This is a genomic window from Chitinophaga agri, from assembly GCF_010093065.1.
GTDB lineage: Bacteria > Bacteroidota > Bacteroidia > Chitinophagales > Chitinophagaceae > Chitinophaga > Chitinophaga agri.
In genome coordinates this window covers 3,234,516-3,248,940 of record NZ_CP048113.1, presented here as the reverse complement: position 1 = coordinate 3,248,940, position 14,425 = coordinate 3,234,516, and the positions used below count along the sequence as shown (strand labels likewise).

The 14,425-nt window shown below is 44.5% G+C and carries 9 protein-coding genes; 4 read left to right on the top strand and 5 right to left on the bottom strand.

Going from position 1 to position 14,425, the window contains the following annotated elements:
• Positions 1 to 109: 109 nt before the first annotated feature.
• Entirely contained in the window at positions 110 to 2,056 is a 1,947-nt protein-coding gene (locus GWR21_RS12800) for a beta-N-acetylhexosaminidase family protein (protein ID WP_238430342.1), read from the top strand.
• A 115-nt stretch (positions 2,057 to 2,171) separates the two neighbouring features.
• On the opposite strand, the gene GWR21_RS12795 is transcribed toward GWR21_RS12800, so the two are convergent.
• On the bottom strand, positions 2,172 to 3,293 hold the full coding sequence (locus tag GWR21_RS12795; RefSeq protein ID WP_162332126.1) for an alkene reductase: 1,122 nt from the start codon (positions 3,291 to 3,293) through the stop codon (positions 2,172 to 2,174).
• A gap of 129 nt (positions 3,294 to 3,422) precedes the next feature.
• On the opposite strand from GWR21_RS12795, the gene GWR21_RS12790 reads away from it, so the two are divergent.
• Positions 3,423 to 3,845, top strand: a complete 423-nt coding sequence (locus tag GWR21_RS12790; RefSeq protein WP_162332125.1) for a winged helix-turn-helix transcriptional regulator — start codon at positions 3,423 to 3,425, stop codon at positions 3,843 to 3,845.
• On the opposite strand, the gene GWR21_RS31545 is transcribed toward GWR21_RS12790, so the two are convergent.
• Positions 3,832 to 4,098: a DUF3253 domain-containing protein gene (locus GWR21_RS31545; protein WP_238430340.1), complete on the bottom strand. Its 267-nt coding sequence runs from the start codon at positions 4,096 to 4,098 to the stop codon at positions 3,832 to 3,834. The genes GWR21_RS12790 and GWR21_RS31545 overlap by 14 nt on opposite strands.
• 94 nt (positions 4,099 to 4,192) lie before the next feature.
• Positions 4,193 to 9,640, bottom strand: a complete 5,448-nt coding sequence (locus GWR21_RS12780; RefSeq protein ID WP_162332124.1) for an Ig-like domain-containing protein — start codon at positions 9,638 to 9,640, stop codon at positions 4,193 to 4,195.
• Positions 9,641 to 10,935: 1,295 nt separating this feature from the next.
• Between GWR21_RS12780 and GWR21_RS12775 the strand changes: the two genes are divergently transcribed.
• Complete coding sequence (locus GWR21_RS12775) at positions 10,936 to 11,244, top strand: RNA recognition motif domain-containing protein (RefSeq protein WP_162332123.1); 309 nt, start codon at positions 10,936 to 10,938, stop codon at positions 11,242 to 11,244.
• A gap of 199 nt (positions 11,245 to 11,443) precedes the next feature.
• A complete protein-coding gene (locus tag GWR21_RS12770) occupies positions 11,444 to 11,716 on the top strand; it encodes a hypothetical protein (RefSeq protein ID WP_162332122.1) in 273 nt (90 codons plus the stop codon).
• A 699-nt stretch (positions 11,717 to 12,415) separates the two neighbouring features.
• Here GWR21_RS12770 and GWR21_RS12765 read toward each other — a convergent pair.
• Together GWR21_RS12765 and GWR21_RS32000 are read right to left on the bottom strand one after the other, a co-directional pair.
• Entirely contained in the window at positions 12,416 to 13,108 is a 693-nt protein-coding gene (locus GWR21_RS12765; protein WP_162332121.1) for a hypothetical protein, read from the bottom strand.
• A gap of 31 nt (positions 13,109 to 13,139) precedes the next feature.
• Positions 13,140 to 14,225, bottom strand: a complete 1,086-nt coding sequence (locus GWR21_RS32000) for a ferredoxin (protein WP_317165846.1) — start codon at positions 14,223 to 14,225, stop codon at positions 13,140 to 13,142.
• Positions 14,226 to 14,425 lie beyond the last annotated feature (200 nt).

The window sequence follows — 14,425 nt, the reverse complement described above, 5'->3', positions numbered from 1 at the left end:
CATCGTTTTTGTCATATAATCTCTGTGCTATTGTTATTACCTTGCTGTCATTACAGGTTTATAAATTGAAAGAGGAATGAGAATGTTATTTACTTGCTTAACCGTGGTCATGTTCGGTTATAGCGGCACCAATGCTCAAACAATCCATCACGCAACGCAGAGCCGTCCAGCTACAATGCCTTCGATTTTCCCGGTACCCGTATCAATGGAGCTGGGAAAGGGTTCGATAGTATTGGGAAGATCGGTGGTTTTAATAGCCACTCCGGAGACAGAAGCGGAAACTGTAGGACTTGTCCGTAACGCGCTGGTATTGGCGGGTGTGGAAAGTATCACAGTAGCGAAACAGTTGCCGCAGCACCCGGATGGACCACATATTGTAATGGGAACAACAGGTGCGACGATTGTCCGTACCGCGCTCGCAAAGAGTGGAGCCGTACAGGATAGCAGTACTGAGGGATACACGATTGCTGGCACTGTGATGGGGAATGGTGCACTTATTACACTGGCCGGTCACGATGCAGATGGTTTATTTCACGCGGCACAAACATTCAGGCAACTGGCGCAGCGGAAGGTTATACCTGCGCTTTTGATCAAGGATCATCCTGCCATGCCGATCCGTGGCACTATTGAAGGTTTTTATGGTAAGCCATGGTCAATGTCTGATAGGGAGAAGCATTTAGGTTTTCTCGCTACTGTCAAGGCCAATACTTATATCTACAGCCCTAAAGATGATCCGTATGCCCGTGATCGCTGGCGTGAAGATTATCCTGCTGCGACGTTAGCAGCGCTGGGCAGATTGGTAGCGGTGGCTAAAAGGAACCATATCAATTTTGTGTATGCGATTTCTCCTGGTCCGACGGTCTGTTTCTCAGATCCGGCTGATCTTCATCATATGGAGCGTAAGTTTGCCGCCCTTCGTTCTATCGGTGTTCACAGCTTTTATGTTGCGCTTGATGATATTGAGTATACCAAATGGAATTGCGATCTTGATAAAACAACCTTCGGTCCTTCCGGTGCGGAGGCTGCGGGTATTGCACAGGCGAAGCTGCTAAATGCTTTACAGGCAAATATTAAAAAGAATGATCCTGCTGCACCTCCACTCATCATGGTGCCTACTGAGTATTATGATGCGAAGGAAACACCTTACAAGGCAGCATTGCGGAAGAACCTGGATTCGCAGATCGTAGTACAGTGGACAGGTACAGACGTTGTACCTCCTGCGATATCTGTTCCGGATGCGCGTGCGGCGACAAAGGCATTCGGACGTAAGACCTTGTTATGGGATAACTATCCTGTTAATGACTATGGAGAATCTGCTGGTCGGTTATTGCTGGCGCCTTATGTGAAGCGTGAAGCTGGTTTATCAGGAGAGCTGGCGGGCATTCTGTCTAATCCGATGAATCAGGAAGCACCAAGCCGTGTTGCTGTAACAGGCGTAGTTGCCTTCGCGTGGAATGACAAGGGATATGATGCAGCGCGCATCTGGCTGGCTGCTGCGCGTGAACTGGCGGGTGGCGATGAACAGGCGACTGCTGCATTACTGACTTTCTTTGATACGCAACATATGGCCCCCACTTTTGGCAGTCAGCCATGGCAGGTACAGGCGCCGAAAATGAAAGCATTGCTGGATGGTGTGCGCGATGCGATTGCAAATGGAGACGTTACCGCTCGTCATGAGGCACTGGCACGCCTGCGTCAATATGCTGCTGCATTTACCAACGCACCTGATATTATCCGGGCGGGCACTGTTGATACTTCTTTTGCGCTGGATGCTCGTCCATGGCTGGATGCTATGCAACTGTGGGGAAGAGCGCTACAGTTAACCGCCGCAGGTCTTGAAGCAGCTGATAATGGAAATGCTGCTGCAGGCCGGTATTTTGCGAGCGCTGTACAGCTGGCGGCAGCAGCGGCAGCTATACATACCATTCCGGGCGCTACACGTGTGGGAGGGCCTATCAGGATCGCCGATGGCGTGCTGGATGTATTTGTGGCTGATGCACCTAAGCTGATTGCTGTTGATAGTATGGAAAGTGTTATCCGTACTTCAGAGAAGTAGTACTATTTTTAAACTGGAAAGTGGTATAACTGGTTAACGTTAAAACCAGTTATACCACTTTTTTTATAGGGGGACAGAAGCGCGCTTCATTCCCGGATCTTTCATCTTCTGTGCGCTATTGCACGACATCATATACAGCTTCAGGATAATCCGTGTACCCATTTTCTTCTCCACTGTAATACGTATCCCGGTTACCTTCCGACAATGGTAAGTTATACTTAAAGCGCGTTACCAAATCCGGGTTTGCGATGAATGGTTCACCAAAAGATACCAGATCGGCAGTTCCTTCCCGGAGGATTGCATTGCCGCTCTCCTGCGTAAAGCCCAGGTTGGCCATCAGTCTGCCTTTATAATGTTGGCGGAAATGGCTGAAGTAATTGTTTTGTAATACCTCTACCGGCGTGCCGCTTAGATCTTCTGCTGGTCCCGCAATGTGCAGGTAAGCGAGATTGTAGTCACTCAGTTTTTTAAGGATGTACTGGAACATAGGAACAGTTTCTTTGTCCGGGGTCATGATGCCTACATGGCTGAGTGCGACCGGTGCAAATTTGATGGCGACGCGAGTGCTGTCCCAGATCTCAGTAATTGCATCCAGGATCTCAAATACGATACGCGCACGGTTTTCAATACTACCACCATACATATCATTACGCTGATTGGTAGCCAGACTGAGGAACTGGGGAATTAGCATACCTGCCTGTGCATGCACTTCTACTCCGTCAAATCCTGCTTCCTTCGCATTTTTAGCGGCCTGCTTGTAATCCTGTATGGTTTGTTTTATCTCCGCGACAGTTAGCTCGCGGGGTGTTAGTGTATCTTTGAAGCCCTCGGGAGTAAAGGAGCGGGTTTGCGGATTAATAGCAGAAGGTCCGGCGGGTAATGCACCATTCAGGAAATCAGGGTGAGACGCGGACCCTATATGCCCTAATTGGGAGAAGATCAATCCACCTTTGTCGTGAACGGCTTTTGTGACAAGTTTCCAGCCATCTATCTGCTCCTGTGTGAAGATGCCTGGCACGTTAATAAAACCGATCGCCTTCGGGCTCAGCCAGGTGCCCTCACTTAGAATTAAGCCTGCTGAGGCGCGTTGTGCATAGTAGCTGGCCATCAGCGGCGTAGGTACCAGACCTGGGTTAGTAGCACGTCCGCGCGTAAGTGACGCCATAACCACCCGGTTCTTCAGTTGCAAATTGCCTATTTTGTATTCCTCTAGTAGTGGTTGTACTGTATCTTTCATTACTTTTTTGTGCAAACCTCGGATATATGCCGCAGCAGTACAATAAGGGAGAAAGTAGTGGTATAGGGATAAATTTATCCCCTAGCTGAAATAAGACGCAATGCTTATTTTTGAGTAAAGTAATAGTATATGTATGAAAGAAAGACTCCCTTAACTATAGATTGCGGCCTTCACCTGACAAAGGAAGTGCTGAACGGTAAATGGAAGCCTGCTTTGCTGAATGCTATTTCAATGAATGTAAAGCGTCCAAGTGAGCTGCTTCGCTTATTTCCCGGTGCTACGCGTAGGGTATTGAATGTACAACTCAAAGAATTAGAAGGACATGGCATGGTTGAGAAAAAAACCTACCCGCAGTTGCCGCCTAAAGTAGAGTATTCGCTTACCGAGATCGGCTGGTCACTGATGCCGATCATTGATGCCATGAACCAATGGGGGGATGCTAATCGCAGTTTTTTGGAGACTGTTATTACGCAGGATCCGAAGATTGTTGAAACTTCAAAGGCGATATGCCCAATGTACAAGCGCATGTCTGTAGTGCCTAAGATTGGATGAAACCGGTACTGGTTCCTTTTATAAGTCCCGATATGACATCTGCAAATCCTTGCGGCGGCCAGGCAAGTAGCTCGTCCCGGATAAACATGCGGGAAGTAAGATCAATTGCCACATCGCTGACCTGCTGCATATAATCCCGCCAATTGTCAGCGAAAAGCATTCTGGCTATCTCAGATGGACATGTGCTTTTTTCAGGACCTCTCTGGGTAACAGTAGTAATTATTTGCTTCGAAATGATGGTGTTATGATGCATTATCAATAATAATCAATTCCTGGAATGATAGTGGTATAGCAAAAAAGCTGCCTCATGAATAGATGAGGCAGCTTTTTCAGTATGTGAATATTGCTTAGTATTTCACAACTTTCATCGTCTTGGTTTGAGTACCTTGCCTGATATTTATATAATAAATACCTGGTTTCAGCTGCTGGCCAAGTTCGTAACTAACGTCCGCATTTATTCTTGTAGAATAAACAGTGCTACCATTGTTATTAATAATGGTAAGAAGTGCGGGTACTTTAGAGGTAGATGTCAGTTTTATCTTAAACACGCTGTTGGAAGGATTTGGATATACTTCTGTTGCAAAATCAAGTTTAACAGGAGTGTTTAATTTGCTGCTGACTACTGCAACCGTGTTTTGATTTGCAGTCACAGTTTGCACCGTATCTCCTGGTTGCAAGGTCCGTACCTCAATAGCCGCTATTGAGCCGCTGTAAGGATCATACAATCCTTTTTTAGGGTAAAAAGTTACCTGTATTAACCCGGCGTTGTCTGCTGTTGACCTTATAGTCTTAATAACAGCGGTATTCAACCGGTTACCTGCGGCCTGATAGATATTAAAGTCAGTAAGGCTATCAATGCCATTGGTGGCTTTTACGCTGAAAATTCTGTTGTTCTTTTCCGTATCATGTGGTTCAACGAAGTGTAGCCGGATGGTATACATGGTGTTAGGAGTGAGGCCACGCAGGTAATAACGCATTTGGGTGTTATTATCTTTGAAGATGCGTATATATTCATATACCTGCGGAGGAGCGGGATCGGTCACATATGATAGATCTACCTGTGAAGTCACTCTTTGTACCCAGGTATAACCAGCATGCCATAGATTAGTGGGACCGGTAGGGCCTTCAGGAACATATTGCGCAAAGGTGGTACTGGCATAAGGTCCGGCAGGTGTTACTGTGGTGCCCGCGTTGATACCATAAACTGCCGATTTATTTGTCCTTAAAACTTCTATGCAATAATCATCTACCCATACAGTGCCAAATCCCACCTTGGATACCCAGTAAGTAAGCCCTGTTGCACTATCAGGTACATTGATGGTATCTCTTATCTGGGCCCAGTTTTCCCGGTATGCGATCACATTGTCAATCTGTTTTGAAAGTACGTTACCTGTAGCGCTGTCCCGGTTATTTACAAATCCAATACCATAACCAGCCCACCATGGGTAACCGGTGGCGTCTTTTTCTACTTTCACCCACTGGGTAAATACGATGACGCTGCCACCTCTTACCGGGATGGAACCTTTTATGTTCAAAGCGGTGCTTGCTGTTGTAGAACCGAGTGTCACGGCTTTATCACCGGAATGGCCTTTTCCGCTAACGGCGTATGCGGCGCCCACAGTAGCAACGGATTCTTTATAGGCAATCCAGTTAATAAGACCGCTTTCAAAACCATTATTCGGAATTCCTCCACATGAATCTAATGGTACCACCGTAACCGGTAAGGTGGCTGCAACGCCAGTGTTATCCAGGGTTTTAACAATAACAGTCAGGGTGCCTGGTTTGATGGCAGTGATAAGACCTGTGCTGTCAACCGTAGCTAACGATGCATTTGAACTACTCCAGGTTACTTTTTTAATCGAGGTATTGGCCGGCAGGAATGTGACTTTAACCCGCAACGTGTCCATTGCCCCGATAATGGCGCTGGATGGTTGTAATGTAAGGTTTGTGGCCAGTACATTGGCTACATGAACATTGGCATGTGCAACAATAGCCGGATTGTCTGCCGCGGTGGCTGTTACGATTACATCTCCCTGTTTGATTCCACTGATAGTGCCGCTATTGGTCACTTTGGCTATGGTTGTATCTGAGGATGTCCATAACACGCCTTTATTACTGGCTTTTGCCGGGTTGAAGATGGCATTCAGCTGGAAGTTTGATCCTACAAATACATTCACGGAAGTGCTGTCCAGTGTTAGTGACGTAACGGGAATATAGATAACTGTGTAGGTTTTGGAGGCTGCAAAATTACTTTCAACAGATGTAGCGGTGATAGTAACTGTGCCGGCAGCTTTTCCTGTTACCACCCCATTCAGATCTACCGTAGCGATGGCATCGTTGGAAGACTTATACACCAGGTTCCGGTTGGTGGCATTAGCTGGTGTCGTGGTCAGCTTCAGCGTGTCCCGATAGCCTACATAGAGATTGCTGCTGTCTGAGTAGACACTGATTCCCTGTAATGAAATGATAGACGCTTCAAGCGCAGCTATAGAAGAGCTGTAAGGATCATTGGTGCCTGCTTTTGGAATGAATTGTACAGTGATTACACCAGCGTTGTCAGCTTTTGCCTGGAGGGTACGTGTGATCACGGTATTGAGCTTATTGCCTGCGGCCTGGTAGATGTTGAAATTCATAAGGCTGTCGCCGCTGGTCCTCACGTTAAAGATCCGGGTGGCTTTGTCTGCGTCGCTGGGTTCAACAAAGTGCAGGCGCAGCGCATAGTTGGCATTAGGAATCAGGTTGCGGAAATAATAACGCAGCTGGGTCGAATTAAGTTTGCCAATGCGCATATATTCATATACCTGTCTGGGAGCAGGCGATGTTACCTGGCTAAGGTCCATCGTGGCTGCATTACGGACGATCCAGGTGTACCCTGCGTGCCAGAGTTTATCGGTGCCGCCAGGCCCTTCGGGTACATATTGGCCAATTGTTATATTCTGATAGGGCGTTGCCTGACCTCCCGCGGGGGCCATGGTACCTGCGTTGATGGCAGTTACAATGTTGTTCACAATAAGTTGCGAGGTACTGGACGAGCCGCCGTCTGCTGTGGAGACGGTGACGGTAGTAGTGCCCAGTTTTAAGCCGGTGATCACACCGTTCGCATCCACTTTTGCGATAGTACTATCCGCCACTGACCAGTTCAGGGTTTTATTAGTGGTGTTGGCGGGCATTACAGTAGCCACCATCTGCCTGGGCGTATTCATAGTACCGTACAGTATACTGTCCATCGTAATACCGTTGGATATAACTGGAGGAACGACGACGATCTGCCGGGTGCTTATTTTCCCCCCATCAACCGATGTGACGGTAATAGTGGCGGTACCTGCGTTTATACCGCTTACGTTACCAAAGGCGTCCACCTTAGCTACTGAAGTGTCAGACGAACTCCAGGTGACGGACGGGTTGGTGGGATAAGCGGGCGTCATCTTTACGTTCAGCTTTACATTGAAGCCTCTTGTAAGGGTATCTGATCCGGGATTGACTATTTGTACAGACTGCACAGGACCGGCCACCGGGGAGCCAAAATAGATACCATTTCCACTGATGGCAACGAACATTCTTCCTTTGTTGTCTGCCGTAATATTCTGCACAATACCTGGCAACCGGTCCGAGATGGTTGTCCAGGTACGACCGGTATCATCAGAGCGGAAGGCACCGTGTGTAATGCCGTTAATGGGAAGGACCTGGCTTGTAGTATATAAAGCCACGTGTGCATTCGCAGTTGTATCAGACATGGTGGCAGCTATCCATTTGGGTTTAAACGATTCTCCACCTACCTTACTGAATGTTTTACCAGTGTCTGAGGTATGATACAGGGCGCTGTATTCGGGATGGGTATCATTGTAAAATGCTATCCAGACATCACCTGTTTTACCCGGCGTTACGTCAACATTGGAGGTGGTGGCATAAGAAGAGCCATTTGGATTACTGCCAGCGTTTGCAGTAAGGCCGGTGGCAGTTGTTTTCTGGAATGATTTTCCACCATTGGTGCTGACATAAAACGAACCGCGGTCCCAGATATAGAAATAATCGCCGTTCACCTTATCCGCTACGAGATGGTTTTGCCCTGGATAGATGGTCCACTGCTCTCCCGAGGGTAAGATGCCCGAAGAAACACCGGTGGATTTTGTCCACGTAGTGCCAAGATCTTCTGACCAGTAAACATTACCGGGACCATTCGTATCTACCTGAGTAAGCCAGACGATATTCCTGCGGTTGGCTGATACGGCTACACGCCCGCGCAGACCAGGTGATTTTGGAAATAAGGTATAGGTATCACCGCCATCGGTGGAATAACCTGCATGTGATAGATTGATGTCGTAAGTGTCCGCGCCATCGCAGCCTACACGAACAACGAAATTAGGGTCAGTATACTGGAAAGCTACTGCCTGCATATTAAAAGCGTTATTGATACCATTGTGTAAGGCGGTATTGGAAACGGCACCCTGGTTCAATGGCTCAGTGAGAGAACGGTGGTGGGCGCCTCCAACATCAGCGGTAGCAGTGAGCAAGAGGTTCTTACCACTGGGCGGCGCTACCATAGGGCCTGTTACCATGATCTCTTCAAGGCCTACTACGCGGATCTTCCAGTTAGTAACAGGGGCAAAGATATTATCTGTACTCAGTACATCCAGCATATCATTGATCCATACCCGGTCCGGGTAAAAAGGATCCCAGGTAAATGCAGCTGCGTTATGCCCAGGTGAATTGTAGTATAACCCGTCATTCGCTGAGTGGGGGGCTTCAGAATTATCGCGGGTGATCTTTCCTTGTGAATAAGAGCCCGGAGCTCCGCCACGCCTTGAGATATAATAAGGATTTTTGTGCCAGAGTCCGCGGGTACTTACGACAATATCATCTGAATTAGCCGGATTCACCGCCACTTTTGAGTAGTATTGGTTAGCATTATCTAAAATTACAGGAGACACATCCTGCCAGCTGCCGGACTTGTATTTGAACACTCCCTTTTGAACACTGCTGGAGCCGGCAGATACATACAGGGTACCATCTGCATGAATCGTCGCCTGGCCGGGCGCCTGTGGACTGTTACTCATTAGTGTAAATGAAGCTCCACCATCTACTGATAACCATACGCCGGAATACCGGCCAATGTAAATCCGTTTCGTAACCTGCTGACCATTTACTACGACAGTACCGTCGCTTGGATCGAAAAGGAGAAACGCACAGGCGCCCGGCGTACTGATGGCGTTCACCTGCGACCAGCTTGTGCCGGCATTTTCCGTTTTCCAGGCGCCATTCTGGTCGGTAACAACCCACACAACGTTACTATTGGAAGGATCAACCTGTATACGGTTTACGTATTGTTGCGTACTGTTTGGGTGTACTACAATCGGAACATGGAGGTCCGTCCACGACTCGCCTCTGTCAGTGCTCTTCAGGATAGTACCTACAGAGCTTGAACCTTTGCCAGGTCCCGGGCCGGCACTGTTCTCCACAGTAGCATACAGAATATTACCTGTAGCATCATTTGGATCTACTGCAAGGCTGCCACAACGCTGGTTGAATTCCCAGTTCCAGTAATTGTCCGGTATTTTTTTAAATAACATTAAATGCTCCCATTTCTGCAGGTTTTTATTCCATCGGTAAGGAGTGCCTACATCGGTGGTAATAAAATAAAGGTCGGGTACCTTGGGATGCGCTACAAAGGAAGGTAACGCTCCGGAACCGCCTATCCGGACCTGGTTCCAGGTGTACAATTGCGCGTGGACACCGTGCAAAGCGGCCAGGCAAAAAATTGTTAACAGCAATGTGTAGTAGACTTTTTTTGTCTTCATAATAGTGGAATTATTAAGGATTGATTTAGATGGTCTTCATATATTTCATCTGTTACATCATTTCATAGCAGCGTATACGAATGTTCGTGATGAATAAACATAAGTTACCGATGGATCATGTCTGGTCTTTCAGCGCAGAATATGGTCATTATCTTTTAACTATCTTTCCTTGCCTTTAAGCTACATTCCTGATAGCAGCGACAAACGCCATTTGGGTCGATAAGAATCTTCATAACTGGAATATGTTTTTTAAGTGCATGGCATAATAAGCCAGGGGCGCTAAAAGCGTCCATTTGTGTAATAGCAGTAAGTTGGTAATTATTCTCTCTAAATTATAAATCCGCTATTATTCCTGATCAGTTACAGATTATTGGGAAGTGTCAAATCAGTAAGGATCGTCCCGAGCGAGTCTGTTCGTCCGAATTTACCATCGAAGTAAATATCCATCACATCTGAAGGATAATAGTAGATAGCTATTCCAAGTGATTGCTCAGTTGATCCAATACCTGCGACATTGGCTGATTATTAAATTTACAACAGTCCGGTTTCGTATAAGTTGTGCTATCGCTGTCAGCCCTCACTAATATATCCGCATTCCTGGTTTTGAAGTCAAACACACATGCGGCTTCTTCCGGTGTGCATTGCTTACTGAAGAACCGTTTTGATAATTCATCATGTATCACATTACATACGGCTGATAGATAGTAATACGTTTGTGAAACGCCAACTACGTAGTGTGAGTCAAAATATTTTAAAACTGCTAGGCCAGGCCAGAAGAGGCCGCATGGGGCCAGGATAATCTCTTTTCTGTGTGATGGCCTGGAAAATAGGTGTTCCTACCGTGCTGGAGGATAAGGAGGGTTCCTGCTCTATCTGCCGGTAACTATATCCCTTAACCGACTCATTTACAAGGCTGTGCGACCCGTCGGTGGTGTTTTTTTCAAGGGAATCGTCTATAATCGGAAAATGAGCCATTTTCGACCAGTTTGCAGAAAATTTTTCTGCCCTCTAATGTTTCCTTTGGAAGATTAAATATGAAATATTTTGAAGCTGGATATTAATCAATCTACCTATGTAACAGCGCATTCCGTAGCGCTGATCTGGTGTGAATACAGCAATTCTTATTAGATAATCTGATATTATTCTAATATCCCTATAAATTATTCCTGTATTACCCAATTTATTGCTCTAACTTTATCGAGGTTGTATTTGGCCCTTTATGACTTATTTCGGGTTTCTTTTCTTCCTAAATTGCTGTTTTTCAGTAATATGTGTTTTTAATTAAAATTATAATTGTGAATATTTTTGTAGGTAATATAAGTGACAGAACAACTGAAGATGAAATATGGTCTCTATTTGACCCATTTGGAGTTGTATATAGCATTAATGTGGCTTATGATAAGTACAGTGGCCGTTCTAAGGGCTTTGCCTTCGTTGAAATGCCAGACGATTCCAATGCAGTACAGGCAATTAAGGAATTGAATAATTCAGTAGTTGATGGCCAGACAATAGTTGTGTATGAGGCTCGTCCAAAACCTGAACGACCAGAAAATAATCGTTTCTCCAGACCCGGCCCAAGACCTGGATTTAGACCCAGATACTAATAGCTGGACGTTTTAAAACGTCGATTACCTTTATCTGTTAAGAAAGCAGAAGAGCAAAGCCGCAGAATACGTTAAGTAGTTTGTGGCTTTGCTTTTACTTTCTATGCACCTGTCTATCAATGTGAATATTAGAAAACTGATTTTTATATTTCTCCACAGCTACATAAATTGTATAGTTATGGTGAAATAAAGGGTCTTATTGTCCAGTGAGGCTGAAGAGATTTTTGACCCTGAAGGAAGAGAATTGACGCCATTATATCCTGCACCTTATTATAAAAAAGTCGGTAATAGATGTATTCCTGTTTATGGTAATTATGTGGAAGAGTTGTTTGCCTTAAAAAACACGGCCGTTTTAACTCATATGGGTATTTTTAAAGCGAGTGCATTGCAGGAGGAGGATCTGGTAGAATCAAATCAACCTCCCCAACCCAGGCCTCAAAAATTACCAATTTTTTCAGTGAAATCTTATTGAAATGATGCAGATTACGAAGAAACGCGTTTTGAAGCTAATTGCTGATTGATTATTTTGAAATGAGTATGCTTTTTATCAACATAATCAACCAGTAATTATTTATAATATTGTCCAAATATTTTTTGTGCGTATAAAAATCAAGTTTAATAATAATGTCCCTGAGCAGTGGAAGAAGAGTAAGTTTATGAAACGATTTACTCTTATAGCTGGATTAATTTTTATATTGTCCGCTGTTGTTTCTATGGTTATAAACACTTTCTGTGCAGAGAATAGCGGACTTTATCAGAATTTTAGCGGGAGTAATATTTTTTTCAATTTTATACTAGGGGGCATATTGCTATATGTATATATATGCATAACGCGGCAATCAAATAGCTAAATATAACTAGCGGCTTGATTTTAATTTATTCCTGACCTTTTACTGCTCAACAATTTCTACTACTTTGAACTTCGCGTAGATTCAGGGTTATCAACATTAGCGTTGTCTACTTTAATGGCAAATGCAGTTGCAAGGTAAGACCATGCATATCTGTATAGGTGACAGACATTCGTCCATTAGATTCAAGCAGCAGGCTGGTTACAACCAACCATTTCCCGTTAAATTTCATAGCGTTTTTTAATGGTTTAATTATTGGCCCCCTGTTACTGACAGGGGGCCGAAAGAAGCCTTTATTAAATTAATACAGGCTTTATAAGTGGTTATTTTTTACAAGCCAGCATACAGCAATCAGTTTTACCGCAACCTTTCTTATTTATTTTACCGTTATCATCTGTTAATGAATTAAGATATTCCTGACAAACAAGATCAGAAGCATCCTGGTTCTTCATTTTCCGGGATGTTTTGAAGTTGTAAAGGATCTCATCTTCTTTTCTTTCCTCGCTGTTTAGCATGGCAAAATCCAGTAAAGCGTTATTGTCGAGCGACATCACTTTATTGTTATTGGTAGCAGCAAACAATTTGGCTTTCAGCTCATTTTTGAAAGCGATGATATCTTCATTGGTTGTGCTGTTTTCCAGCAGGTAGTATTTGAACTGCAGTGGATGGAAGATGTTATGCTTTGCCGCAAATGCTTTTGTTGCTTCTTCACTCAGCCACAGGTGATAGGACAATCTTCTCCAGGTGTAAGTGAGTGCCTGGAATGCCAGTTTAGCTTCATCCGCATCTTTGAGTTCCAGGGTAAGCACCTGCCTTAGAGAATCTTTGTAATCAATACCTGAAATAGCACCAGCTGCCTGTGCATCAGCCGAAAGATCGATTGCGCGTTCTTTGTTGATATATTTGAAATCGTAATCAATGTATTTGAGTGCAGGATATTTGGTAGCTAATTCCTGTTTGTGTGTATCGTTGCAGGCAAGTAAGGACAATGCGCCTAAGAGATATATGTTTTTCATTTGTATTTATAGATTAAAGCGGTGATAGGATTTATTTATTTGGACTTTTTTTTCTGGCTGTAAGCTCTCCTTCAACATGTGTTTCAATCACACAGTCACTTGTTGGATAGGCAACGCATAATAAAACAAATCCGTCTGCCAGCTGTTCATCAGAAAGGAACGATCCGTCATTCTGCTGCACACTGCCGGACCACAGTTTACCTGTACATGATGAACACGCACCTGCCCTGCAGCTGTAAGGTAAATATATGCCAGCTTCCTCTGCCACATCAAGAATATACATATCACTAGGGCACACTATCTCATAATGTCCGGACGGAGTTGAAAGTGTAACTTTATATTTTGGGGTTGAGGGCGTTTCGGGTTCAGATCCTCCATCGCAGGACCCTCCTGTAGGAATATTGTTGATATGGGATGAATTCAGATACCAGGTTTGTGAATTCCAGCTACCCCATACAACAACATTATTATCCATAACAGTAACGCCTACGCCGTATCTGAGACTTTCATAAATGTGCAGCTGCGAAGGTCCTGCATATTCTGCAATGCTATTATGTTCAATATGAGCAAGGGGACTGCCACTAAGTCCATACTCAACAGAATGACCCTCATGTGCGAACTGGTTATTAGCTGAACAATATTTAAATCTTACTATTCGGGTGGCATATGCCAGAACAGACGTTACCCATTCTTCCCTGGAAACCTGGTCAGTAATCCAATACCCGCCAAATGTTCTGGTATTCAGAAAGTCAGTGTGGATCTTTTTAGGTGTCAGCTTACTGATGATCGGTGTTTTTCTATTAACTAATCCCGGATAAGTCGCATAAGGATCATTTAAGGGTACGTCCCAGTTTGCAGTGTCAGGTAGTGATGTTTTTTTGAATTCTTTTTGTAATTTTTGAAAATAAACTTCAGCATCTGCAAGTGATTTGAAATTTTCTCCTTTTAATTGACCATTATCAGTTCCTTTAAAGGAAATTTCCAATCCATATTTTTCAGCTAATTTTTCAATGGACTGCTTGTTCGCCGCCTGGTCTGTTTTCTTACAGGACGAAATACAAAAAAGCAAAGCGATAAGAAGGAAGCCCAATGTGGGCAATCTGAATGTACGATACATAATATTTATTGATTTGTGTTTTAGGCATAACGTGATACAACATCAACATTGCTGTATAGTTGCACAGGTATTTAAAAAGATCGATTGCGTGTTCTTTGTTGATATATTTGAAACCGTAATCAATGTATTTGAGTGCAGGATATTTGGTTAGCTAAATCTGTTTGTGTGTTTGGTTGCAGGTAAGTACAGACAATGCGTAT